Below are 25249 nucleotides of genomic sequence, written 5' to 3' on the forward strand. Positions count from 1 at the left end.
TTAAAATGATTGAAACGCTAAATATAAATGGTTCAGTTATAACGCACGGTGCTGGGAGGACGGCAATGCAGAAATGGTATCAGATTTTTCACCGCAGTACAGGGCTCAGCCCTTATATATGGGTTGTCCTGTACATTCTCCCGTTCTACTTTATTTTTCGTTCGTCCTCTACGTATCAGGTCGTACTGGGCTGTATTATGATTATCGCTTTTTTTGCCTGCTATGTTCTGTCTTTTCTGTCAAAGGGCTGGCTCGTATACTTCTGGACCAGCATGCAAATTTTGATTTCCATTACGATGACGCTGTTGTTCGGATATGTGTATTTTTCACTCTTTCTGGCGTTCTTTATCGGGAATATCCGGAACCGGGCCGGTTTTGTCACGTTATACACGATTCATCTTGTGACTGCCATCGCAACGATCAATTACGGCTTCGTTTCACGGAATCCGTTATTCATTTCACAGCTGCCTTTCGTTCTGGTCAGTACCATTGGGGTTATTCTTTTGCCTGTCACTACGTATACCCGGAATAAAAGCGACCGTCTGCTGGGAGAACTGAATAACGCGAACAAAAGAATCTCCGAGCTGGTCAAGCTGGAGGAGCGGCAGCGAATTGCCAGGGATCTGCATGACACGATCGGTCAGAAGCTATCTTTGATCGGGCTGAAGAGTGACCTGGCAGGCAAGCTGATCACTCAGGATGCGGAACGGGCCAGGGCCGAAATCGAAGATGTGCGTCAGACAGCCAGGAGTGCATTGAAGGAAGTACGGGATATGGTTACCGAGATGCGGGGAACGAGTCTGGAGGATGAAATTTCCCGTATTCGGCAAATGCTGAAGGCGGCCCAAATCACGCTTACTGTAGAGGGTGATCCCCATCTGACAAATGTTTCCTTGCTGAATGAGAATGTGCTGAGCATGTGCCTCAGGGAAGCAGTGACGAATATTGTCAAGCACAGCTTTGCGAGCGCCTGTTACGTCAGGATCGAGCCGTCCAGAACCGAACTGACATTAACAGTGGAAGACAACGGAACAGGCCTGCCTAAGGAGAGCGCTCATTTCCGGGGAAATGGGCTGCGTGGGATGAAAGAGCGCCTTGAGTTTGTGAACGGAAGTATAGATGTTCGTTCAGACAACGGCACAAAGCTGGTCATACAGGTCCCCAATGTCCTGGAGCAGCCGGTAAAGGAGGCAGAGAAATGATCACGATTGTAATCGCTGAAGACCAACGTATGCTTCTCGGGGCACTGGCCTCTCTGCTGGATTTAGAAGAGGATATGAAGGTCGTCGGTCAAGCGGGCAATGGTGAGGAAGCCGTAAGGCTGGTACATCAACACCGTCCGGATATTTGTATCATGGATATCGAGATGCCGCTTAAAAGTGGGCTGGAGGCGGCGGAGGAATTGAAGGGCTTCGGCTGCAAGGTGCTGATTCTAACGACCTTTGCACGGCCAGGTTATTTTGAACGGGCATTGAAGGCAGGCGCACACGGTTACCTGCTGAAGGACAGCCCCAGCGAGGAACTGGCTTCCTCGATCCGCAGCATCATGGCCGGACGAAGAATATATGCTCCCGAGCTGGTAGACGGAACATTCGGTGAAGAGAATCCGCTGACCGACAGGGAGAAGGAAGTGTTGATGCTGATTGCCGAGGGCAAGACGACCAAAGAGATTGCCGGTGAGCTGTTTCTGACGGCAGGCACGGTCCGCAATTATATTTCGGTTATCCTTGACAAGCTTAATGTCAGCAACCGGATCGAGGCCATTACCCGCTTTAAGGATAAGGGCTGGTTTAAATAAAAGATGCCGTCTTTCGAATACAAGACGGCATCTTTTACATGTTTTTATAAGCTTAATAAATCTCCAGCTCATTGATACGGACGTATCCAGGCTGATCGATCGGCCCTTTGCTCGCGACTACCCGAATCTGGGATGTCTGGACTGCCGGGAAGGAGTGGCTCCGGTACACATCCGTATTGCCTGTAGCAGTGACCAGATTTACCCATGCCGAACCGTTCCAGTATTGGAAACCGTAATCGGCCATTGAGTAGCCGGTGGATGTATAAAGGTCAATCTTGCTGATGGTGGCGGGCTGACTGAAAGCGACGACAACATGCTGCGGCAGAGGCGAGTTGTAATTGTTGGCCCAGCTATAGGCCTCGCCAACCGTCGTATTGCGGTCACCATCATTGATTCTGGCAACAGAGTAGCCGGGAAAGGTCGTATCCGCTGTAATGGAGGCGGACCGGGCTACGTTGACCGTTCCGTAAATCTCCAGCTCATTGATACGGACATAACCAAGCTGATTGGTAGGTCCTTTACGGGCAACCACCCGCACCATGGAGGTTTGTACGCCTGCGAATGAATGCGTCCTGTACGTTTGCGTGTTGGCAGTTACCTTCACGAGGCTGATCCAGGCCGATCCGTTCCAATAGTCGAGATCATAATCGGCCAACGGATACTCGGCAGTGGTGTACAGATCAATCCGGTTAATGCTGGCCGGCTTGAGCATTTCAACCGTTACATATTGAGGCAGAGGCGTCCTGTTATCATTGGCCCAGCTATAAGCACCGCCGACCGTCGTGTTGCGGTCACCATCATTGATCCTGGTTACCGAATATCCGGGATAGGTGGAATCGGCGGTAATCGTTGCCCCCAATGCCAGATTGGTTGAACTGCCGGATGACGGCTCTTTTCTCAGGTTCACCAGGTTCCAGCGGAATTCAAACAGATCAAAATTTTTGCCAATAGCACTAGCGTCCCCTTCTACCAGCGCGTCAATCGTCAAAGTCATGGTATATGGAACGTTGAGGTTGCTTGTCCAGGTTCCCTTGCCTTCGATTCCTGCAAACACTTTGATACCCACAAGACTGATACCGAGCACCTCTAACCCCACTTCCGCCTGTGCGCCCGCTCTGGCGGTTAATGTGCCTTCAATCTGGTGTGTAACGTTTAAATGTCTGTCCACACTGCTGTAAGGCTTAATGGTGCCAAGCCGAGGGATGTACAGGACATTTTTCCCTTTTACTCCTGCTTCAAGGGAATAACCCTGGTCGACCACAAATTCAAAGCTGACGTTTCCGTCAATACCGATGACAAGGAAGATGCCAACCGTCGCCTTTCCCACTTTTCCGGCATCCAGCTCCAGTCCGTAAAGCGGCACTTTAATTTCCTTTTCAAACTGTGCCTTGCCTTTAACGTACACATTGGCGCTTTCACCTGCAGTGAATTTCAGATCAAATTTATTATATTTGTAAGTTCCCTTGAGCTTTGGAGCTTTGAGGGTCAGCGTCCCGCCTGCTTCCACGAGAGTTTCCTTGCCGCCGTTCTTTTGGTTGATCAGCTCTTTTTTGAAATTGCAGATGAAGTCAGAGCCGGATTTGCTGCAGGATATGAAATCATCGGCACCGAATGTAACCATATCCGTGTACACAGACGAGGGGACATCCGAATAAACCGCTGATGGAACGTCACTATAGACGGAGGATGAGACATCTGAAAAGGAGACAATGGAGCCGCCGGACGGATAGACCAGGTTGTTCTGATCAAACGTGACGGTTTGTTCAGGAATGCTGTAATATTCAAATACTTCTTCAAATTGGGGGATAGCGTACTCGACAACATAGCCGGATGAAGCAGGGACGGCAGCCACCTCGGTAATTTTAATGGATTGGTCGGTCGCTTCATCCAGGTAAATTTGATTGGTTGCAAGTGTGGACGAAAGCTGTGCATATTCAGCCGCAGTAATCGAGAAGCTGCCGGTTGCAGGGATTTCAGTAAACATGTCTCCTGTAATGCCTATTTTCTGCCTGATCAGGCTTGGCATAGGAACGTTGCTTTTGAGTTTATATTGCACATTGGCGAATTCGCCTACGTTTGTAATCGGATTGCTGACATCAAGACCGTCGCCAGACACCGTGAACTCCATGCGGAAATAGGCCTCTTTCACCGCAGGATTATTGTAGGTATCACCTATCCAGATCCAGCGGGCGGATGTATTGTCCGGCATTCCTGCGACCTGCTTATTCCAGGGAGATATGCCGTACATTCCGAAATCGGTGGCGTGCTGCCAGGAGGAATCATTAAAATTGCTTTGCTCCCACCCGGCGGTATAGGTGGCCGTCGTTTTCCAGTTAAAATCGGAAACGATGCTTTCTTGTTGGTATACAAGATCAGCGAGCAGTCCCGCCTGCATTCCAAGGTCGGTCGCCTTGACGGCGATCACGTTTTTGCCCTGCTGCAGGTTCAAATTAAGAGTGTTGGCCTGCGTCCACTGATTTCCTGAGCCTACCAAGGCACCATTGTGATACAGGGTAAATTCATTATCGGCTGTTAATGTAATCGTTGCGTTGGATGCCGCTGATGCATGCTGTGTACCTATATTAATGCTTATGTTTGTTGTTATGAGAAGTGTAATGAGGAAAATCAAGAAAAATTTGCGGATGCCAGCTTTGGTCATGGTTACGTATACCTCCTGTTTTAAATTTAAAACGATGGGAGGTCAGACTTTCGCCGTAAGAAAGCGTTTTAGCCTAGGCCGGTTACAAATTCCGGATTTCGCTGGACGCCGCGCGTTATGTACCAAGGGGAGGGCTCAAGAGTTCTGACTCCGGTTGGAGACTGCATTAAGAAATTATGTATCACACCTCCTTTCAAAACTATCTTAATAGCCAGCCTGGAAAATATCAATACAAATTCTATGATTTTGACAGAAAATCATAGAAAGTTGTCGTCATACTCTCATCCAGTTCGTACAAAGGTAGGGAGCCGGAGCGCCCACAAACAACACAAAGAAGTACGCCAACTTCACCGCACCTTTTCCAACCAATAATCCGTAGCAATGGATATCAGCTCTTTTGCCGCATGACTCAAATAGCTGTCTTTTTTATAACTGGCAGCTACTTCCCACACTGGATTCTGACGAATGGAAAAGTAGGATACCGCAGCGTCGGGCTTGGCATAAGTAATGGGGAATACTGCACAGCAAATCCCCTGAGCCGCCATTTCGAATAAGGTATGACAGCTTCTGGTTTCCAATAAAATATGAGGGCTTATGTTTTCTTCGTTGATCAAATGATTAAAGATATCGCGAAGGGTCGATCCCTTTTGCATGACAGCAAACGAATCATTTTCCCAAAGCTTCAGACTGATTTCCGGAAGGGGTTCGCCGAGCTTGCCTCCCAGATCTGCCAGGGGATGAGCAGAGGGAACACCCAAAATAATGCTTTCAAAACATAAATGGATATAGTTATCATTCGTTTTTTGAAAGTCCTGTAGAGTTAGAAACCCGATATCGATGTTCCCCTGTAATATTTCAACCTGCTGTTTTTTGACGGGCAGCTCGATCAGATCCATTTTTACTTTAGGATATTTTTTGTAGAAAATTGGATAGATAGCGGCAAACATTTGCGTACCACGTTCCGGCGTTAACCCAATAACCAAGTTGCCTTCCCTTGTTTCGATCATATCGTTGATCTGGTTATACGTATCTTTTTTGATTCGCAGCATGTTTTTAGCATTTTCTACATAAATTTCGCCGGCTTGTGTCAGGTGCCAATTGTTCCTTGAACGGACAAATAGCTGTGTGCCAAGCTCTTTCTCAAGCTTTAAAAGCTGCTGGTTTAATGCGGACTGGGTAATGAATAGCTTTTCCGAGGCTTTCGTGATATTGTTCTCTTCTGCAATTTGGATCATATATTCCAGCTGCTTTAAGTCCATGATCAGAATTCCCCTCCCGTGCTCTTAAATTTATTAAGAGAAAACTAAAATTTATGACTTTTACTTCTTTTATGATTACAGATTACGATGGTTTTGGAAAAAGAACAAGATATGGAGGAGGTGTTTTGAAAGCGTTTTATAAGACTCACGGGTGAGATGTTTTATGTACACGTACTACTAAAACATTTTTGGGAGGGCTACTGAAGCATGGCTATAAACAGTCCGAAGGTTTCAAACCAAGTTTCTCCTGGAGTAGAGTATGGAAGGAAAACCCGTGTTCGCTACATGATTTTATTTATATTGTTTGTGATCACAACGATTAACTATGCGGATCGTGCAACGATATCGATCGCCGGGACTCCGATGTCGCGAGAGCTTGGTCTGGATCCGGTTCTCATGGGATATGTGTTTTCAGCTTTTTCGTGGGCATACGTGTTGGGTCAGCTGCCCGGAGGATGGCTTCTTGACCGCTTTGGCTCAAAGAAGATCTATACCTTCAGCATTTTTTTCTGGTCACTGTTTACGTTATTGCAGGGTTTCGTAGGGTTCTTTAGCGCAGGTATTGCGATCGTGATGTTATTTGTGCTTCGTTTTATGGTGGGCTTGGCGGAGGCGCCGTCATTTCCGGCCAACAGCCGAATCGTATCCGCCTGGTTCCCGACCAAGGAACGCGGCATGGCATCAGCCATTTTTAATTCAGCCCAATATTTTGCAACCGTCATCTTTGCCCCTATTATGGCCTGGCTCACAAGCTCTTTTGGATGGAAATTCGTGTTTATCATTATGGGGCTTGTCGGAATGGCCATGTGTGCAATATGGGTCAAGATGGTGTATGGCCCAAAAGATCATCCCAAAGTAAATCAAGCGGAACTGGAATATATTGAAGAAGGCGGGGCCCTTGTTCATCTGGATCAGGCAAAGGAAGGAAATCAGCAAAGCACGCCCAAATGGGGTTACTTAAAGCAGCTGCTTACCAACCGAATGACACTGGGAATCTACATAGCCCAATATTGTTTGAATACGCTTACTTATTTCTTTTTGACGTGGTTTCCTGTCTATCTAGTTACAGAGCGTGGGATGTCCATTCTGAAAGCCGGATTTGTTGCTTCATTGCCCGCTCTTTGCGGATTTGCCGGTGGTATTTTGGGAGGAATCATTTCCGATTTCCTGCTGAGAAAAGGGAAGTCCTTGTCCGCAGCGAGAAAAACTCCAATCGTTATAGGCATGCTGCTGTCGACCTCCATGGTGATCTGCAATTATGTAGAAGTGGATTGGCTGGTCGTTTCCATTATGGCTTTGGCTTTCTTCGGAAAGGGCATAGGCGCATTAGGATGGGCGGTTGTATCGGACACTTCTCCAAAAGAGATGGGGGGACTTAGCGGCGGGTTGTTCAATACGTTTGGCAATATTGCGGGTATTACGACCCCAATTGTTATCGGGTATATTCTTCAGGCAACAGGCTCTTTTAATGGGGCGCTCATTTTTGTCGGGGCCAATGCCTTTATGGTAATCATTTGTTATTTGCTCATCGTTGGAGAGATTAAACGTTTTGAGTTAAAGCCAATCTGATTTTCTGGAATCTCGTATGGATAGGAGATAACCGACATGACTTTAAAACAGACACAAAGGGAAGACCCCCTTTATATAAAAGTGCATCCAAGAGATAACATTGCCATCATCGTTAATACGGGCGGGCTGCCTAAAGGGACGAAATTCCCTTGCGGCCTCGAACTGATCAGCAACGTTCCCCAAGGGCATAAAGTAGCTCTGAACGATATTAGTGAAGGTGAGCCCATTATTCGTTATGGAGAAATGATCGGTTTCGCATTGAAAACGATTGCAAAAGGGAGCTGGATTGAGGAGTCTTTAGTTGAACTGCCGACCCCGCCCCGTTTGGAGGAGCTGTCTATCGCAACCCATGTGCCGAAGCGGCTTCCTCCGTTGGAGGGCTACACGTTTGAGGGGTATCGCAATGAGGATGGCAGTGCCGGAACGAAAAATATACTGGGCATTACGACCAGTGTGCAATGTGTTGCTGGTGTGCTGGAATATGCCGTAAAGAAAATCAAAGAAGAGCTTCTGCCCCAATATCCGAATGTCGAAGATGTCGTAGCATTAACACATAGCTATGGCTGTGGGGTTGCAATTAACGCTCCGGATGCCGTGATTCCGATTCGAACCCTGCAAAATCTGGCGCAAAACCCGAACTTTGGCGGGGAGCTCATGGTTGTCGGGTTAGGCTGCGAGAAGCTGGTTCCCGAAAGATTGGTGCCGGACGGAGACATGGGCAAGATCGTCTCCTTACAGCAGCACGCCGGATTTGTTCCCATGGTCAAGTCCATTATGGAGATGGCTGAAGCCCGGCTGGATAAGCTGAATCGGCGTCAGCGTGTCACATGTCCCGCTTCCGATCTGGTTGTCGGTTTGCAGTGCGGCGGGAGTGATGCTTTTTCCGGGGTGACCGCGAATCCGGCAGTAGGTTTTGCCGCTGATTTATTAGTACGCGCAGGCGCTACGGTCATGTTTTCAGAGGTTACGGAAGTAAGGGACGCCGTTCATTTGTTAACCCCCCGCGCAGTCAATGAAGAGGTCGGCCGTGCCCTGATTCGCGAGATGCAGTGGTATGACGATTATTTACAGCGGGGGCAAGCAGACCGGAGCGCCAATCCCTCACCAGGGAATAAGAAGGGCGGGCTTGCCAATGTTGTGGAAAAATCGCTCGGGTCCATTGTAAAATCAGGCAACAGCCCCATTGTTGGCGTTTTATCTCCCGGGGAAAGGGCTGCAGAAAAAGGCTTGATTTTTGCAGCAACACCTGCCAGCGATTTTGTATGCGGAACTTTGCAGCTAGCCTCCGGCATCAATTTACAGGTGTTCACTACGGGCAGAGGGACGCCCTACGGCTTGGCTGTAGCTCCTGTGATTAAGGTTGCTACCAGAAATTCTTTGGCAGAGCAATGGCATGATCTCATTGATCTCAATGCGGGCCGAATTGCAACAGGAGAAGCGACCATAGAAGACGTGGGTTGGGAATTATTCCACCTGATCCTGGACGTCGCCAGCGGACACAAGCAGACATGGGCGGATCATTGGGGGATTCACAACGATTTGGCGCTATTTAACCCAGCTCCTGTAACCTGAAAAATAATTCGTGAGAGGAAGAGTGCAGATGGATACAACCTGGATTCGGGGAGTCATCCCGCCAATTGTGACACCGGTAGATGAAAATGAACTTGTGGATGAACAGGGGCTTCGTGGTGTGGTAGAGCATGTTATTGCCGGAGGGGTACACGGGATTTTGTCACTTGGCAGCAATGGAGAGTTTTATGGTCTGGACCGTGAGCAGCAGGAAAGAGCCGTTCGAACGACCATTGAGCAGGTCAACGGCAGAGTTCCCGTATACATGGGAATCGGTGCGATTACGACGAAGGAATGTGTGACACTGGCAAGAATGGGGGAAGCCCTGGGGGCACAGGCATTGACGATCCTTCCACCTATGTTCCTCACCCCCACGGAGGAAGAATTGTATCAGCATTTTCGCAAAATAGCAGAAGCAACACCTCTCCCTGTTCTTCTATATAACAATCCGGATCGTGTCGGAAATAATATTTCCGCCAACCTGATTGAAAGATTAGCTGATATCCCGAATCTGGTTGGCGTGAAAGACAGCAGCGGGGACATGACCTTGACTGCAGAATATATACGCAGGACCCGAAGCAAAGACTTTAAAGTAATGGCTGGCAGAGATGTCATGATTTTAGGTTCTTTAGTTTATGGAGCTGTGGGTTGCGTAGCATCAACAGCCAACATCGTGCCGGCTCTCGTAGTTGAAATATATGATAAGTATATAAATGGAGATTTGCAGGGTGCACTTGAAGCACAGTTTAAGCTGGCGCCACTCCGGATGGCGTTCAATCTGGCCAGCTTTCCTGTGGTCACCAAAGAAGCCATGAATCTGATTGGTGTGTCTGTAGGTGCTTCAATCCTTCCTAATACGGCTGCTTCTGAAGTGAATCGAGCTAAACTGAAAAACATTTTAACGGATATGGGTGCGCTCTGATATTCAATTTTAAACCTTTGGAGGGATAGTTGATGAAGATAGGATTTATCGGGCTTGGGATTATGGGTAAACCGATGAGCCAAAATTTGATCAAAGCAGGTTATGAACTGGTCGTACTTGAGACCAATAAAGCGGCGGCAGAGCTGGTGGCAGCAGGCGCATCGGCCGCATCTACACCCAAGGGCGTAGCGGAGCTGACGGATATCGTGATTACCATGCTGCCCAACTCACCCCAGGTGAAAGAAGTTGTGCTTGGCACAGACGGAATTATCGAAGGAGCCAAGCCTGGCACGGTGGTGGTCGATATGAGCTCTATTGCTCCTTTGACCAGTCAAGAGATTGCGGCAGCACTGGCGGAAAAAGGCATTGAAATGCTTGATGCTCCAGTCAGCGGGGGAGAGCCCAAGGCTATTGAAGGCACGCTTTCCGTCATGGTTGGAGGAAAACAGGAAACTTTTGATCAATGTTATGATGTGATGAAGGCCATGGCCGGCTCGGTCGTTCGTACAGGTGATATCGGCGCGGGTAATGTGACCAAGCTTGCGAATCAGATCATTGTGGCCATTAATATAGCGGCAATGTCGGAGGCATTTGTTCTGGCGAGTAAAATCGGTGTTCAACCGGAGCTCGTATATCAGGCTATTCGCGGTGGGCTGGCAGGCAGCACGGTATTGGATGCCAAAGCGCCACTCGTCATGGAGCGCAAATTTGACCCCGGCTTCCGGATTAATCTGCATATTAAGGATTTAAGCAATGTTTTGGAAACGTCCCATGAGGTGGGTGTGCCTTTACCGCTGACGGCCAGCGTCATGGAAATGATGCAGGCATTGAAGGTGGATGGCCTGGGAGACTGCGACCACGGCAGCTTGGTGCAATATTATGAAAAACTGGCCAAGGTTGAAGTGAGCAAATAGAACAGGTGGATCAAAAATCGAATGACATGAAGTCTCGGCCTGCAATCAGCCTGTATTATACTTGTTGAAGCTGCCTCTGAAAGATGATTAATCGTGATGATATATGAGGGACTCCTAGTAGAGTCTCTCTTTTTTTTGATTCAAAACCGAAATCGGAGCTTGATAAGACCAGACGGCGCACGTGATCATCCTGGCGGACTGGAATGCCGTTATTAAGGGCGCTCTGGTCCATTAGCGGAACCGTCCGCTAAAAATATTGGTACATACAGGATTTGTATGGACAGGTACATGCGCAAGTGAGAAAATAGTCATCATGATAACTACTCGTGAAAGGAATGAGATGTTTTGATACGATTCGGCATCATCGGGACGAACTGGATTACGGAGCGTTTCATTAAAGGTGCGTTTGAAACCGAGCAGTTCGCTTTGACCGCTGTGTACTCACGCACTGAAGAGAAAGGCAGAGAATTTGCTGCGCAATACAATCAGCCTGAGGTTTTCACGGATTTGCAGGAAATGCTGGAGAAAGGCAGCCTGGATGCCGTCTATATTGCAAGTCCGAATTCGCTTCATGCGGAGCAGGCGATCCTGTGCATGAATCATGGCAAGCATATCCTGTGCGAGAAGCCGATGGCTTCGAATGCGCGCGAGGTGCGGGAGATGATCGCCGCAGCGGAGAAGAACAATGTGGTGCTGATGGAGGCCCTCAAATCTACGCTCATGCCGAACTTTAAAGTGATACAGGAAAATCTTTTCAAGCTTGGTCCGATCCGCCGCTATTTTGCCGGCTACTGCCAGTATTCCTCCCGTTATGATGCTTATAAAGAAGGAAAAGTGCTGAATGCGTTCAATCCTCAATTTTCCAACGGTTCATTGATGGACCTGGGTATTTACTGTATTTATCCAATGGTCACACTGTTCGGAAAGCCTGACTTGGTGAAGGCTACCGGTGTCATGCTGGCTTCCGGTGTGGACGGGGAAGGAAGTCTGATCATGCGTTACCCGGATATGGAGGGTGTGGTGATGCACTCCAAAATCTCGAACTCCTATCTTCCTGCGGAAATCCAGGGCGAGCTCGGGACGATGGTCATTGACAAGATCAATCAGCCGTACGATGTGAAAATTCATTACCGGGACGGCAATGTGGAAGACCTCACCAAACCGCAAATTCATGAGCCGATGTATTATGAAGCCCTTGAGTTTATCGATATGATCAAGTGCAGTGACCGGGACAGCAAAATCAATTCCCATGCCAACTCACTGGCAGTGGCCGAAGTGATGGATGAAGCGAGACGGCAGATGGGGCTACGCTTTGCAGCCGACGAAGTGTAAAGATATAATAGGAAAAACGTGGAGCAGCAGGCCGCAGCAGGCCTGCTTTCTTGCTGTACACGGGTCGTTGTAGATTAATAACAGACGAAGACATGCCAAAGGAGCGGAAACGATGTACAAAACAGTCCAGGTGAAAAACGTAGTCATCGGGGAAGGCGAACCCAAGGTATGCGTGCCGGTCACGGGGGAGACCCTGCCCAGGCTGATCGCGGAAGCGGAGCAGCTGCGCATGCTTGATCTTGATATTGTGGAGTGGCGTGTCGATTTCTACGAGCATGCGGATGATATGGAAATGGTGAAGAAAGCGCTGAATGAGCTGCGCGCGAAGCTAGGAGATATTCCGTTGCTGTTTACTTTCCGGACTGCCGATGAGGGAGGGCAGCGGCCCATTGCTCCTGCCGACTATGTGGCTTTAAATAAAGCGGCCGCGGCCACGGGGCAGGCAGATTTGATCGATGTCGAGTGGTTCAACAAGGAGCAGTACGTGCCCGAGCTGGTCGAAGCGGCTCATGCCGCCGGAGTGAAGGTCATTTTGTCCAATCATGATTTTGACAAAACCCCTCTGGCAGAAGAGATCGTATCCAGACTGCGCAGAGCGCAGGAGCTGGACGCGGATATCGTGAAAATTGCAGTCATGCCGGGAAGCACGGCGGATGTCCTCACCCTGCTGGAGGCCACGCGCGTCATGCGGGAGCAGCATGCCGATCGTCCGCTCATTACGATGTCCATGACGGGCCGAGGGGTGATCAGCCGCCTGGCTGGCGAGCTATTCGGCTCGGCGGTCACCTTCGGCTCTGCCGGCCGTTCGTCCGCTCCGGGTCAGGTTCCGGTTGGAGAACTACGGAGTGTATTGTCGCTACTTCATCGGGAGTTGTCGAAGGGATAAGATCATTTGGGTATGTGCCCAATGTGAAGAGAAACTGCAGTCTTTTACGCACTCAGTACCGAATATATTGGCGTCTGCCAACAGCAGCGAGCACCGCTCTTTCGTTTGCTTCGATCTGCAAGGGTGTTATATCCGTATTCAGGTTGTTGCCTGGGGCAAAATGGGATAGGTAATTGAAATCCGGATGAATAATCTGATCCGTCAAATAAGCCGAAACGATGCTGCCAGGCCAGCGATGGCTGTTCAGTGTGCGAATAATATGTTCCGCAGTGCGGATGCCTATACCATGCCCGTAATAAGAGTACTCATCAAGCTTGACGACATTTTCGCCCTTCCATTCAGGCCTCAGGGGTGATACTTCGGGATTTTTGAAATACATGATATCGCCTGGAACTGCCTGGCTGCTGCCTTGGGATTCAATAAGCTGCAAATCGCTGTCATAATGCCAATCATAGAGCAACATGTCGGCGAACAAGCGGTTAAACTCGCTCTCATCGATGGAATCCAGCACGGCCTTATAGAGGACTATGACCATGGCGGTGGCGCACTCGAACCCGTATTTTCTGCCTTCTATAAATAGATTGCGTATCCCATCAGCGGGGGTAACCTCAGGTCTGATCTGAAATCCGCCTTGGGGAGTGCGTATCCAGTATCGTTCGTTACAGTAAGCGCGCTCAAAGGTGGAGAAAGAGGCACCGCTGCGGTTTAACGCTTGCGCCGCCGCAACGATTGCGCTGCGCAAGGACGTTTCAAATGAGAATCTTGCCATCTGTATGTTCTGCCCCCGATCCGTTAGTGTCCAGATGTTTTGCTAACATCCTATGTAGGCGGATGCCGGGATGTGAGGAAAAGCCGGTTTTTGACGGGGGCAGACTTTTTTAACTCTTGGTGTTTAACTTATTCCGGGTCTCCTTGATGAGCCTTGTCATTTGGGCATAACCTTCTTCATAGATCTGTTTGCCGTGCTGATCCTCGGCATTTGCAGCCAGCTTTTTATACTCCTCCTGACATGACTCAAGGGCGTCCAGCAGTGAATTGGATTGAGCAGGCTGGCCGGACTGCAGTTTGTCATCATACAAGTCAAGGTGCAGGCGGCCATTCGATTCCACCTGTGCGAGAAATACATCGCTCAGCTCTACTCCGCGTTTGCCCAGCTCGGATTGCAGCCATTTCTTGTCCTTGCTCGCTTCGGATAGTTCCCGCTCCTGGATCTCACCGTCAACTACGATGCTTTGCGGCTCCTTTTCGGGAGGCAGGGCAAGCCCGATCATTTTAGGAGTAAGCGGCTGATTCTCCTTGGTCAGTAAAATGTTGATTTCGCCGCTGTTTTCCATGACAGCAAACTCCACATCCGCCACTTTGAAGGCGCCCTTTCTGCGCAGCTGGCTCATAAGCTCATCCATAGTAACGCGTTCTTTTCTAAGATGATCCTCCAGTACCTTTCCATCTTTAATCAGAACGGTCCCGGTTCCATCTACGGTATCTCTGAACTTTTTACTTTTGATTTGAACATACTCGATGACCAGGGAGACGAGACTCCATACAACGAGCGAGATGACGCCAAGATACCAGGTTTCACGGCTTTCAAGCGGGATGTATGCGGCAAGACTGCCAATCGTAATCCCGGTGATGTACTCGAACAGAGAGAGCTGCGACACTTGCCTTTTCCCGAGCAGCTTGGTCATTACGAACAGTACAACAATGGCAACAAGCGTATGTAAAATGACTAAAACCCACTCTGGCATGGATGAAGCACCTCCTGTAGATTACCTCGATGTCAAATTTAAGCATATCCATGGGAGGAGAGGTTTAAACGTACGCTTAGTTGGCCCCATTTTACAGGTTGATTAGCCTCGCGGGAGCTTGCTGCTGTAACGCGAACGGAGCTGTTGAAGCTTCTCCAGCTTTCTCCGGCAAATCGACCTTGTGCAAGCTGTTTAACGGACTGATCCCGCATTATTACAGTGGGGATTTCAGTGGTGAAGTGACGGTATGCGGGCAATCTTCAACCCGGCAGGGTGTCGCGGAGTTGTCCCGTTATATCGGATATATACTGGCGAAAGGGTGTTTACCTGCTGCGCCTGCTGGTGGCAGCTCTATGCTGGCTGGGATACCGTTTTCCGTCCCTGATTTATTAAGCCTGTACCGGGTCAGAAGGAGACTAACAAGTGAAGGGAAGTTTTTTTATGAATATTGATTTTCACACCCATGGCAAGCTATCCAAAAAGTCCGCATTTTCATTGGACTATTTCCGTGAAATGATAGCTGAAGCCAAACATAATGATCTGGATGCGCTGGCGCTTACGGAGCATTTTAATACCTCGAATTTTTATCATCTGTATGAAACTTTGGACAGCACGTATCCCTATAACGGGCACTATTATGAAGCCGAAGGGGTCAAAATTTTCCCGGGCATGGAGGTGGATATTGCTGAGACGGGGCATATTTTGCTCATCGGACGCAGGGAGGATGTCATCGCTGCCCGTACGGGTCTTGACGAGTTTACTCGCAAGGGTCATTTCATTTCTTTTCGGGAGCTGCTTGATCTGGCGGATGCCCATTCTTTATGGAAAATCGGGGCTCATCCGTTCCGGGACTCCACGCCCCTTCATCACCTGGACCGCGAGCTGCTGCTGCGGCTCGATGCCTTTGATCTCAATGCCAAGGATATGTATAAACAGGGGGTCGGCGCATGCCGGAGCAAGGTGGAAGCATTTGCAGCTTCGCTCGGACTGCCGGTCGTGGGAGGCAGCGATACTCATCAATGCTTGCAGTATGGCAGTGTAGTCAATCGTCTGGAACAGACATGTGAAACGGCGGCTGAATTGAAGGCAGCTGTAGCCGCAGGAGCATATGCGGTTGAAGTCTCTCCTTGCCTGGAGATCAAGGTGAAGTCTTCTGTCATGATGAAGAAGCTGTTGAAGCAGATGATTGGTGAACCACTGTCACGTGAGGAGCTTATAGGGTAAAGTTAGGGTTAAGCTCAAGCTGTTTCTGGTTGAAGCCAAAAAGGACTTCCAAGCCTTCTTGGAAGTCCTTTTCAGTGTGTAAGATTTTATTAAGCAGAGCTGCCCAGCTTCACCTGCGGCTTGCCCGCGGAATTCAGGCGGCGCTCAAGCGCCAGGCTGCCAATTGCTCCCGCCATCCCGGCCAGAGCAATGACTGCGGATACCCAGGGCAGGTTGTGCAGTCCCATGTACGTGATGACCACACCACCGAAAAAAGCGCCGCTGGCGTTGCCGAGGTTCAGCACGGAGTGGGTGCTGGTCGTTGCGAGCAAAGGAGCCTCGGACGCCAGGTTCATGATGCGAACCTGCAGTCCAGGCATCATGCCAAACGCGGCGACTCCCCAAACAAAGACGGTGATGATCGCCAGGGCTTTGCTCTGGAGAGCAAAGGTCAACACAGCCAGAATAACGGCCAGTACGCCAAAGTTGACGATCAGGGACGGCATCAGCTTCCAATCAGCCAGCCGTCCGCCAACGATATTCCCAATAGTTACTCCGATGCCGAACAAGACCAGAATCCACGTGATGCTTGCTTCGGTAAAACCGCTGATGTCCATCAGCAGAGGGGTAATATAAGTAAATACCGCGAACAGGCTGGCACAGGCGAATGCTCCCGTCAGCAGCATCAGCAACACCTGCGGATTCACAAGGCTACGGATTTCCTGGGCAATACTTGTGTGCTGGTCCTGTCGCATGACCGGGATAAAGCGTATAATTCCCACCAGGGAGATTAACCCCATAATGACGATAGCAGCGAAAGATGCACGCCACCCTAACTGCTGTCCGATGAACGTGCCGAAAGGGACGCCAATTATGTTGGCGACGGTCAGGCCGGACAGAACCAGTGACACGGCACCGGCCCGCTTCTCCGGACGGACAAGACGGGCGGCCATCAGAGAACCGACACCGAGAAAAGTGCCGTGAGCAAAGGCCGTTCCTATACGCGCAGCAATCAGAAAGCCATAATTGGGCGCGATGACGGACAAGGCATTGCCAACAATAAAAATGATCATCAGCAGACATAACAGCTTTTTCTGCGGCACCTTATGGGTGAGGATCGTCAGAACAGGCGCGCCGACAGCGACACCGATGGCATAGCTGGTGATCAGCTGCCCGGCTTGGGGAATCGTCACCCCTAAATCCTGGGCCACATTGGGGAGCAGACCCATAATGACGAATTCAGTCATCCCGATGGCGAAGGCCCCAAGCGTCAGGCACAGCAAAGAGAAGGGAAAACGCTCTTTTCCCTTTACTTTTTGAGGTCTGGTATTCATGGAAGAGTCATTCTCCTATCCTTTTTTTGTATGTATCTGTTGGTTTCTGTTTAGTATAGCATTTGACAGCCTGTCGTGGATAAAGGAAAACGTAAAAATTTGAAGAACCTGCGGCGGTTCGTCTGCATGCAGGCTGAAATTCGAAAGCTGAGCGAAACAATGTTATTATATTTACATAATCGTTTGCCGCCTAATCAGCATGGATAAGATTTTCGTATAGCTATCCGGCACCATGGCACGCGCTTTACAAGCAAAGGAGATTCCGTATGGGTGAACAAGCACAGATAGAACAGTTCAAAAAGATTAAAACCGAGTTAACACGTTTTCTGATGATGTACAAATTTGCGCTCGATGAAATTGAAACCAAAGTGGAAATTCTCAAGGAAGAGTTTCAATCCCTGCATGATTATAGTCCGATTGAGCATACCAAATCCAGATTGAAGTCCCCGGAAAGCATTATGAAAAAAATATACCGGAAAAACAGCGGCTTATCGCTTGATGATATCAAAAAGAACATTAAGGATATTGCCGGCCTCCGCATTACCTGCTCTTTCATTTCGGACATTTACAGGGTCAAGAGCATGCTTGAAAATCAGGATGATCTCACGATTCTGGAAATCAAGGATTACATCCACTACCCCAAGCCGAACGGGTATAAAAGTCTGCATATGCTGGTGGAGGTTCCGGTGTTTATGTCGGACCGCCAGGAACGGGTGTGCGTAGAAATTCAAATCCGGACCATAGCGATGGATTTCTGGGCCAGTCTTGAGCACAAAATCTTTTACAAATACAATCAGTCCGTTCCGGACCATCTCCTGCAGGAGTTGAAGGATGCCGCGGACGCCGCAGATGAACTGGACCGCAAAATGGAACGCCTCCATACCGACATCAAAGAGATTAAGGAGAATAATGCCCTGCAGATGGAGGACGAGTTTGGCAGTATTCTTGTCAATAACCGACAGTTCAGGCTGCCAGCGGCTTTTCTGGACCTGATCGGTGAAGGGGAGCGGGAAATCAAATGACAGCCAAAGTGGTTTATCATATTACTGAATTAATCGGGGACACTCCCTGCGTCCGGTTGGGCAGGCTGACAGGCCCGGAAGATGCTGAAGTCTATGTCAAGCTGGAAATGTTTAATCCGAGCGGCAGCGTGAAAGACCGGGCGGCTTATAATCTGATCGTTCAGGCGGAGAAGAACGGACTCCTTCGCCCTGGCGGGACGATCATTGAGCCGACGAGCGGCAATACGGGAATCGGGCTCGCTATGAACGCCGCCGCCAAAGGCTACCGGGCGATCCTGGTCATGCCGTCCAATATGACGAAGGAACGGATCAACATCCTGAAAGCCTATGGAGCCGAGGTGGTGCTGACTCCGGCGGAGGAACGCATGCCCGGCGCGATCCGCAAAGCCCAGGAGCTGGGTGCGGAAATTGAAGGCAGCTTCATTCCGCAGCAGTTCGAAAATCCGGCCAATCCCGATATTCATCGTACCACGACCGCCCTTGAAATATTGGAGCAGATGGAGGGTAGGCTGGATGTATTCGTGGCCTCATCCGGCACAGGAGGCACAATCACAGGCACAGGCGAGGCGCTGCGTGAACATCTGCCGGAGATCCGGATCGTGGTGGTCGAGCCGCAGGGCTCGCCGGTACTGTCCGGAGGAAAGCCTGGCCCTCACAAGCTGGTGGGGACAAGTCCCGGCTTTATTCCCGCCATCCTGAACACCGGGGTGTATGATGAAATTGTCCAGGTTGCGGATGAGGCTGCGCTTGCGACTGTGCGGGAGCTGGCTGCCAGGGAAGGGATTTTGATCGGTCCCTCCGGCGGTGCTGCCGTATGGACGGCCCTGCAGGAAGCACGGCGTCTCGGCAAGGGCAAACGGGTGCTGTGCATCGCTCCTGATACTGGCGAGCGATACATAAGCATGGGGATTTTTGGCTGAATATTCCCGATGTAAACGTTTCAATTAATTCATGACAGCCTGCTTTGGTTGGGTGTAAGATAGAATGGATCGTGAATTCATTCTATACTTATCCCAATCGGAGGAGGAACAGATGCACTATGAGAATCATGCCAATTGAGAAGCGGGGGATTTCGGACAGCCGTCTCGTACTGGGATGCATGCCGTTTGGTGGCGGCTGGAATAGCGAGCCTATCACGCAGGAGCATATAAAGGAAGCTGAAAAAGCGGTGGAAGCCGCGCGCTCCATCGGCATTACGATGTTCGACCACGCCAACATCTACACCAGGGGCAAGGCAGAGGAAACGTTCGGGAAGGTTCTGAAAGCGCAGCCAGGACTGCGGGAGCAGATTGTGATTCAATCCAAGTGTGGCATCCGCCTGGCAGAAGGGGATCTGCCGGGCATGTTTGATTTCTCCTATTCGCATATTCTCGAATCGGTAGAAGATTCCTTGAAACGGCTGGGTACCGACTATCTGGATGTACTGCTGCTGCATCGCCCTGATCCGCTGGTGGAGCCCGAGGAGGTGGCGGTTGCATTCACGAAACTGAAGGAATCCGGTAAAGTCCGCCATTTTGGTGTTTCCAATATGAGCGTGGGACAGATTCAGTTTCTGGAGCGCAGCCTGTCCATGCCGCTTGTCGTGAATCAGCTGGAGATGAGCCTGGCGCATCTGCACTTTCTTGACGAAACGGTCCATGTCAACCAGCAGGCCGGCACGGCTGTACGATTTGCAGAAGGCTTAATGGAATTTTGCCGCACGAAGGATGTCCAGATTCAGGCCTGGGGACCGCTTGCGCAGGGGCGCTTCTCCGGCAGAGCGCTGCCGGATGAGCCTGAGCATATCGTGCGGACGGCAGAGCTGGTCAAGCGTTTAGCCGAGGAAAAGGGTACGACGCGGGAGGCGATTGTGCTTGCCTGGCTAATGAAGCATCCGGCCTTGATCCAGCCTGTCATTGGCACGGCGAATCCTGAACGCATTACAGCCTGCCAGGATGCGGAACGTCAGGCAGGGCTGATGACCCGGGAAGAATGGTACACCCTGTACGTCAGTGCAAGAGGCAATGCGCTGCCTTAAAACGGATTTGACCCGTCGTGGCATTCCTTTAGGTTGTTGTGAGAAGCTCCGGGAACGAAGCATTCCTCCAATTGCTGTTGACCCCAAATTTCCAATGATTTTACTTTTTAAATGAGGAAATCGGCAATCCTTTGTGATTTCGGGTTTGACAAAAAAAGTCGACAAATCCGCCGCTGCTGGCGTGCGGCTGGATTGAAAAGCATGACAGTATGCCGCCGATTTTATTCGATAAGCTGATCGAAGACCAGCTACCGGCCGATTCTGTGCTTTATGACATCATTATGCGGCTGCAGGAACGCAAGAAAGCCGGGGAGGATCTTCGTAATACAAAAAAATGAACCCTGGTGCGGCAAATTTGCTGCACCAGGGTTCATTAACGAGGAAGTCTATGGCCTGTGTGTTATATCGCGCTAAAACTGAAAGCTGAGCTGCTCCACCTCCGGCCCGGTACGAGGAACAGGAGAAGATGTAGAATACTCAAAAGCCATCATCGGGCAGGAGCCTGCCTGATTAAAAGGCTCGGTGCTGAGAGCGGAAGGTATTTCGTCCTGCAGGGCGTAATGCACGCGCAGGCTGTGGATTTCCGCTTTCTTTGCCTCCCTGTAATCCGAATCCGCATAAGCTCCTCTATACAGCTTCCTGTATGCGGGCAGCAGATGGGGATAGTGCTGCTCCAGGGCATGCAGAAACCATGCTTTTACATCCGGTGTCAGCCTCAGGATAGAGGTCATCGCGAACGATGCTTTATGCTGCTCTGCAGCCGAGAACAAGGCATCCAGGTCTGCGGCCGAGTCGGTCAGATAAGGAAGAATCGGAGCGATGAACAATCCGGTTCGTATCCCGGCTGCAGACAGCTCCCCGACAGTCTCCAGCCGTTTGGCCGGCAGTGGGGCGGCAGGCTCCATCCTGCGGATAATTTCCGTGTGGAGTGTGCCCAGACTGATATTTACAGAGGTAATATTCATTTCCCGCAGCACGTCGAGGTCACGTAAAATCAAAGGGGAGCGTGTCGTAATGTTGGTGGGAATCCGGTATTTTGCGAGCACTTTAAGGCATTCGCGTGTGATTCTGGTTTTGCCTTCCACGGGCTGGTAAGGATCGGTTGCGGTGCCGATGGCAACGTGGCCTATACGCTCCACCAATTCACCAATATCATAGTTATATTTGCGCGCCATCCGGGACAGCTGCGCTTCCAGCGCTTCAGGGGCGTTCATTTTTATGAGAATATGGTTCTGGAATTCATCGTCGGCTTCTTTGCCAATATAGCTCTGAAAAGCTCTGGCATAACAAAAATGGCAGCCGTGCGCACAGCCACGGTAAGGATTGATGGACCAGTCAAAAGGCATGCTTTCGGCCTTAACCCGGTTCAGGGTTTGCTTGGTTGTCGTCTGTTCATAGGTTTTTTTGGCCATTACAGCATTTCCTCCTCTGTTCATAAGAACATTTGTTCCCTTTTTTTATGATTATACTATATTCCGAGGGAGTATGGAAGCCTGTCGAAGCGGTAATAGGGACTGACAGGTTGACAATTAGGGTATAGTTTTATATAGATAAAAGTACGACTGGAGCGGCCCAAGCTCCGAAAATTCCGTAATAGGAGGAGAAACAGATGCAGAACAAAGCAGACCGCCTCAAGGCGGCCCGGGTGCCGGAGCGTCCTGAGCTGGATGCGGAGCGGGCGCGCCGCTTGCCTCCCGGACAGACGCTGACCGAGAGCTTTCCCATCCTGCATGAAGGAGCGGTGCCTGAATATGATTTGGCCGCATGGGATTTGCGCATTTTCGGAGAGGTGGAGGAGGAGCGGACGTTTACTTTTGATGAGCTGCAGGTGCTGCCTATAACGCGGACGGTCAGCGACATTCATTGTGTAACCCGCTGGTCCAAGTTCGACACCACTTGGGAGGGTGTGCGTTTCACGGATCTGATGAAGGAAATGAAGGTAAAACCTGAAGCTAAGTACGTCATGATTCATGCCGATCCGGATTACGAAACCAATCTGAAGCTCGCGGATCTGATGAAGGACGACGTGCTGCTGGCCTGGAACTATGACGGCAGACCATTGACCGCCAAGCATGGTTGGCCGCTGCGTCTGGTTGTGCCTGCATTTTATTTCTGGAAAAGCGCCAAGTGGATTCGCGGGATCGAATTCATGAAGGAAGACCGGCCGGGGTTCTGGGAGCGCAATGGTTTTCATAATACGGCCGATCCATTCAAGGAGCAGCGCTTCTCGTCAGATGAATATTACATGCCTGAAGATGAATGGAAGTATGTTGAGGCGGATTAAGCGATATATGATGGAGCAGGCAGGTGAAGAAAGGTGATGTAATATTTGTTATGGCATCGCCTTTTTTTGCGTGCGCTGATTTGATAGAATGGAAAAGAAATCGATTACATAGCTTCTGTGAACAGCTTGCGGCAGGTGTGGATTATCACTTTGAGGAGGCGGAGAGATGGGACAGAATGATGGAAAAAAAGTGAAATGGGGCATTATCAGCACCGGCTGGATTGCCGGCAAATTTGCGGATGATTTTGCTCATGTGGCGAATGGGGAGTTGTATGCAGTCGGCTCCAGGTCATTAGAAAGCGCCAGCGAATTTGCGGAGAAGTATCAAATTCCCCATGCCTATGGCAGCTATGAGGAATTGTTAAGCGATCCTGAAGTGGATGCCGTATATATCGGAACGCCTCATCCTTTTCACAAGGAAAATGTGCTGGACGCTCTGAATGCGGGCAAAGCGGTGCTATGTGAAAAGCCTTTTACGATTAATAGCGGTGAACTGGAGGAAATGATCAAGCTTGCCAGGGAAAAGAATCTGTTCCTGATGGAGGCCATGTGGACCCGCTACCTGCCGACGATCCGCAAGGTGCGGGAATGGCTGGATGCCGGCATGATTGGTGAGGTGCGCCTGCTGAAGGCCGAGTTCGGTTTCCGATCCGGCTGGAATCCGGAGGGCAGACTGCTGAACCTTGAATTGGGCGGCGGAGCATTGTTGGATGCGGGAATTTACCCGGTATCCTTCGCTTCCATGATCTTTGGTTATCAGCCGGAGGACATATACAGTAAGGCTCATATTGGTGAGACGGGTGTCGATGAGGAGTTCTCGATCATGCTGTCTTACAGCGGGGGCCGGACGGCGATGCTGAACGGAGCGGTGCGTCTTGGTCTGACCAATGATGCCTATATCCATGGAACTGAGGGTTATATTCGTATTCCGTCCTTCTTGAATTCCAAAACGGCGGAGCTGCATGTCGGCGGCCAAGAGGTTGAGACTTTCCAGGATGATCGGGCTTCGACCGGATATGCCTTTGAGGCGGAAGAGGTGGGCCGCTGTCTGAGCGAAGGCCTTACCGAGAGCCCAACGATTACACTGGAGGAATCGCTGGGTATTATGAGACTGCTGGATACGTGCCGCAGCCAGTGGGGACTTCGTTATCCGGGAGAGGGCTGAGCCTGGTTCATAACTAATACATTGATTAAAAAAGACTGCGCCTTTGAAACGGATTGCAGTCTTTTTTTGTGGCAGACACAAGGATAGGAGTTAATATCAGTGCCAGCACAAAAGGGGGATTTACTGTTGAAATGGAAGGGGAATATAGTTTTGTTATATTACAGAACAATGAGATTGAATTACATAACTATGTTTTAAAGATTAATGAAGAAAGCGATGATGACGATGAATGATTTTTTGTTTTGAAGACAACTCAGGAAACGGGGGTGGAGGAAGAATGGATGAAATTTTGCGTAGGATTGAAACTCTTGAACGTGATCAAGCGGAGTTAAAATCTGATTTAAAAGAAAAACCATCCAAATCTGATTTGCAAAACTCCACTTTAGAATTGAAGTTGTTTATCCAAGAGAATATAAATAAACTTCCTAATGAAGATCGTATGAAAACGTTAATAAATGAACAACTTAATTCAAACAAAATAGCCTCTGAAACTTTTGTTGAGTCAAAAGTAAATAAGGCAAAACTAACCATAATAATTTGGGCTGTTGGAATTGGTGTAACTGTTGCTGGTGTATTAATTAGATATCTTGCATAATAGCAAACCGAGAGATACCCCAAATTGCAAATAACCGGCCCCGGGTGACAAGTTTCAGGGGCCGGTTATTTGCAATCCATGCGGATTGGTTACCCCTTCACAGCTCCCGCGACCATTCCCTTCATGATCTGCTCCTGAAAAATCAGATAAATCACGATGGTAGGCACCACTGCGATTGCCATGGCGGCCATGGTCAGCCCGTAGTCTGTTCCGAATCCGTCCGAAAAGATGGACAGACTCAGCGGCAGTGTCTTAAGCGCCTGCGAGTTGATGAATACGAGGGCAAAGGCGAATTCGTTCCAGTAACGGAGGAAAGCGAGTATCGCCACCGTCGCCATACCGGGGACGGATAACGGCAGAATGATGCGTAGGAACAATCCCCAGTAACCCATGCCGTCGATCAGCGCGGCTTCTTCAACCTCTTTCGGAATGGAGGTCATATAGGCCGCGATCAGGAAGATGGCGAGCGAAAGCTCAAAGGCCGTGTAGGGCAGAATCAGCGCCCAATGCGTATTGAGCATGCCGATGTTTTTCAGCATGATGAACAGCGGGACAAGCGTGCTGTGAATCGGGATAAGCATGCCCAGCAGGAAGTAAGCCACGATGGCGCCCTGCAGCCGGAATTTGAAGCGCGACAGAGCGAACGCGCACATCGCCCCGAGGATCAGCGTCAGGAGCATAGCCAATATGGTCACGACGGCCGAATTCATCATAGCCTGCCCCATGCCCGCCAGCTTCCACGCGCGGATCATATTGTCGAAGGACGGTGTTTGCGGCAGTGCGAAAGGACGGGTGAAAAATTCTTCATTAGTCTTAAAGGCGCTGATAAAAAGCCAATACAATGGATAAAGGGTCAATAGCGCATAGAATGCCAGCAGGACATTTCGTATCCAAAGCGAAACCGGTTGCCGCTTCCTGCTGCCCCCTTGCCGGGCAATCGGCAGCCCGGAAGTGAGACCAAGTTGTTGTTTCATCA

General features: G+C 49.9%; 24 protein-coding genes. 17 read left to right on the forward strand and 7 right to left on the reverse strand.

The window, feature by feature from the left end; all coding sequences use genetic code 11:
- Positions 1-65 precede the first annotated feature (65 nt).
- Both ACE5LO_RS10540 and ACE5LO_RS10545 read left to right on the forward strand, forming a co-directional pair.
- Complete coding sequence (locus ACE5LO_RS10540) at positions 66-1202, forward strand: histidine kinase (protein WP_375519983.1); 1137 nt, start codon at positions 66-68, stop codon at positions 1200-1202.
- Positions 1199-1798, forward strand: coding sequence for a response regulator (locus ACE5LO_RS10545; RefSeq protein ID WP_375519984.1), 600 nt, complete (start codon positions 1199-1201; stop codon positions 1796-1798). Before ACE5LO_RS10540 ends, ACE5LO_RS10545 begins: the two co-directional genes overlap by 4 nt.
- Before the next feature lie 52 nt (positions 1799-1850).
- On the opposite strand, the gene ACE5LO_RS10550 is transcribed toward ACE5LO_RS10545, so the two are convergent.
- Together ACE5LO_RS10550 and ACE5LO_RS10555 are read right to left on the reverse strand one after the other, a co-directional pair.
- Positions 1851-4457 carry a discoidin domain-containing protein gene (locus ACE5LO_RS10550; RefSeq protein WP_375519985.1) on the reverse strand — a complete coding sequence of 869 codons (2607 nt, stop codon included), beginning with the start codon at positions 4455-4457 and terminating at the stop codon, positions 1851-1853.
- 347 nt (positions 4458-4804) lie between these two features.
- Complete coding sequence (locus ACE5LO_RS10555; protein WP_375519986.1) at positions 4805-5716, reverse strand: LysR family transcriptional regulator; 912 nt, start codon at positions 5714-5716, stop codon at positions 4805-4807.
- Positions 5717-5923: 207 nt separating this feature from the next.
- Between ACE5LO_RS10555 and ACE5LO_RS10560 the strand changes: the two genes are divergently transcribed.
- The 6 genes from ACE5LO_RS10560 to aroD all read left to right on the forward strand — a co-directional run bounded on the left by ACE5LO_RS10560 (position 5924) and on the right by aroD (position 12908).
- The gene (locus ACE5LO_RS10560) at positions 5924-7285 is read left to right on the forward strand and encodes an MFS transporter (protein WP_375519987.1); all 1362 of its coding nucleotides are present in this window, start codon (positions 5924-5926) and stop codon (positions 7283-7285) included.
- Positions 7286-7321: 36 nt separating this feature from the next.
- Positions 7322-8857: a galactarate dehydratase gene (gene garD, locus ACE5LO_RS10565; protein WP_375519988.1), complete on the forward strand. Its 1536-nt coding sequence runs from the start codon at positions 7322-7324 to the stop codon at positions 8855-8857.
- A 28-nt stretch (positions 8858-8885) separates the two neighbouring features.
- Positions 8886-9776 (forward strand): 4-hydroxy-tetrahydrodipicolinate synthase, encoded by an 891-nt coding sequence (dapA, locus tag ACE5LO_RS10570; protein ID WP_375519989.1) that lies wholly within the window; start codon positions 8886-8888, stop codon positions 9774-9776.
- Positions 9777-9808: 32 nt separating this feature from the next.
- Complete coding sequence (gene garR, locus ACE5LO_RS10575) at positions 9809-10690, forward strand: 2-hydroxy-3-oxopropionate reductase (protein WP_375519990.1); 882 nt, start codon at positions 9809-9811, stop codon at positions 10688-10690.
- 348 nt (positions 10691-11038) lie between these two features.
- Complete coding sequence (locus tag ACE5LO_RS10580; protein ID WP_375520100.1) at positions 11039-12022, forward strand: Gfo/Idh/MocA family protein; 984 nt, start codon at positions 11039-11041, stop codon at positions 12020-12022.
- Positions 12023-12134: 112 nt separating this feature from the next.
- Complete coding sequence (aroD, locus tag ACE5LO_RS10585; RefSeq protein WP_375519991.1) at positions 12135-12908, forward strand: type I 3-dehydroquinate dehydratase; 774 nt, start codon at positions 12135-12137, stop codon at positions 12906-12908.
- Between the two features lie 52 nt (positions 12909-12960).
- Here the strand turns inward: aroD and ACE5LO_RS10590 are convergent, their stop codons facing one another.
- Complete coding sequence (locus ACE5LO_RS10590) at positions 12961-13677, reverse strand: protein-glutamine gamma-glutamyltransferase (RefSeq protein ID WP_375519992.1); 717 nt, start codon at positions 13675-13677, stop codon at positions 12961-12963.
- A gap of 109 nt (positions 13678-13786) precedes the next feature.
- Positions 13787-14653, reverse strand: a complete 867-nt coding sequence (locus ACE5LO_RS10595; protein ID WP_375519993.1) for a DUF421 domain-containing protein — start codon at positions 14651-14653, stop codon at positions 13787-13789.
- A 423-nt stretch (positions 14654-15076) separates the two neighbouring features.
- Here ACE5LO_RS10595 and ACE5LO_RS10600 point away from each other — a divergent pair, with 423 nt between their 5' ends.
- The gene (locus ACE5LO_RS10600; RefSeq protein WP_375519994.1) at positions 15077-15877 is read left to right on the forward strand and encodes a PHP domain-containing protein; all 801 of its coding nucleotides are present in this window, start codon (positions 15077-15079) and stop codon (positions 15875-15877) included.
- 89 nt (positions 15878-15966) lie between these two features.
- Here the strand turns inward: ACE5LO_RS10600 and ACE5LO_RS10605 are convergent, their stop codons facing one another.
- Positions 15967-17190 carry an MFS transporter gene (locus ACE5LO_RS10605; protein WP_375519995.1) on the reverse strand — a complete coding sequence of 408 codons (1224 nt, stop codon included), beginning with the start codon at positions 17188-17190 and terminating at the stop codon, positions 15967-15969.
- A gap of 266 nt (positions 17191-17456) precedes the next feature.
- On the opposite strand from ACE5LO_RS10605, the gene ACE5LO_RS10610 reads away from it, so the two are divergent.
- The 4 genes from ACE5LO_RS10610 to ACE5LO_RS10625 all read left to right on the forward strand — a co-directional run bounded on the left by ACE5LO_RS10610 (position 17457) and on the right by ACE5LO_RS10625 (position 20567).
- The gene (locus ACE5LO_RS10610) at positions 17457-18212 is read left to right on the forward strand and encodes a GTP pyrophosphokinase (protein WP_375519996.1); all 756 of its coding nucleotides are present in this window, start codon (positions 17457-17459) and stop codon (positions 18210-18212) included.
- The gene (gene cysK / locus ACE5LO_RS10615) at positions 18209-19132 is read left to right on the forward strand and encodes a cysteine synthase A (RefSeq protein WP_375519997.1); all 924 of its coding nucleotides are present in this window, start codon (positions 18209-18211) and stop codon (positions 19130-19132) included. Before ACE5LO_RS10610 ends, cysK begins: the two co-directional genes overlap by 4 nt.
- 119 nt (positions 19133-19251) lie before the next feature.
- Positions 19252-20229: an aldo/keto reductase gene (locus tag ACE5LO_RS10620; RefSeq protein ID WP_375519998.1), complete on the forward strand. Its 978-nt coding sequence runs from the start codon at positions 19252-19254 to the stop codon at positions 20227-20229.
- A gap of 176 nt (positions 20230-20405) precedes the next feature.
- Complete coding sequence (locus tag ACE5LO_RS10625) at positions 20406-20567, forward strand: hypothetical protein (protein WP_375520101.1); 162 nt, start codon at positions 20406-20408, stop codon at positions 20565-20567.
- Between the two features lie 72 nt (positions 20568-20639).
- On the opposite strand, the gene ACE5LO_RS10630 is transcribed toward ACE5LO_RS10625, so the two are convergent.
- Positions 20640-21641, reverse strand: a complete 1002-nt coding sequence (locus ACE5LO_RS10630) for an SPL family radical SAM protein (protein ID WP_375519999.1) — start codon at positions 21639-21641, stop codon at positions 20640-20642.
- Between the two features lie 197 nt (positions 21642-21838).
- Here ACE5LO_RS10630 and ACE5LO_RS10635 point away from each other — a divergent pair, with 197 nt between their 5' ends.
- From ACE5LO_RS10635 to ACE5LO_RS10650, 4 genes are all read left to right on the forward strand, one after another.
- Complete coding sequence (locus tag ACE5LO_RS10635) at positions 21839-22513, forward strand: sulfite oxidase-like oxidoreductase (protein WP_375520000.1); 675 nt, start codon at positions 21839-21841, stop codon at positions 22511-22513.
- Between the two features lie 166 nt (positions 22514-22679).
- On the forward strand, positions 22680-23678 hold the full coding sequence (locus ACE5LO_RS10640; protein ID WP_375520001.1) for a Gfo/Idh/MocA family protein: 999 nt from the start codon (positions 22680-22682) through the stop codon (positions 23676-23678).
- A gap of 68 nt (positions 23679-23746) precedes the next feature.
- Positions 23747-23911, forward strand: coding sequence for a hypothetical protein (locus tag ACE5LO_RS10645; protein WP_375520002.1), 165 nt, complete (start codon positions 23747-23749; stop codon positions 23909-23911).
- Positions 23912-23955: 44 nt separating this feature from the next.
- Positions 23956-24273, forward strand: coding sequence for a hypothetical protein (locus ACE5LO_RS10650; RefSeq protein WP_375520003.1), 318 nt, complete (start codon positions 23956-23958; stop codon positions 24271-24273).
- An 89-nt stretch (positions 24274-24362) separates the two neighbouring features.
- Here the strand turns inward: ACE5LO_RS10650 and ACE5LO_RS10655 are convergent, their stop codons facing one another.
- Complete coding sequence (locus tag ACE5LO_RS10655) at positions 24363-25247, reverse strand: carbohydrate ABC transporter permease (RefSeq protein WP_375520004.1); 885 nt, start codon at positions 25245-25247, stop codon at positions 24363-24365.
- Positions 25248-25249 lie beyond the last annotated feature (2 nt).

Origin of the sequence: Paenibacillus medicaginis (genome assembly GCF_042138635.1) — a bacterium.
Classification (GTDB): Bacteria; Bacillota; Bacilli; order Paenibacillales; family Paenibacillaceae; genus Paenibacillus; species Paenibacillus medicaginis.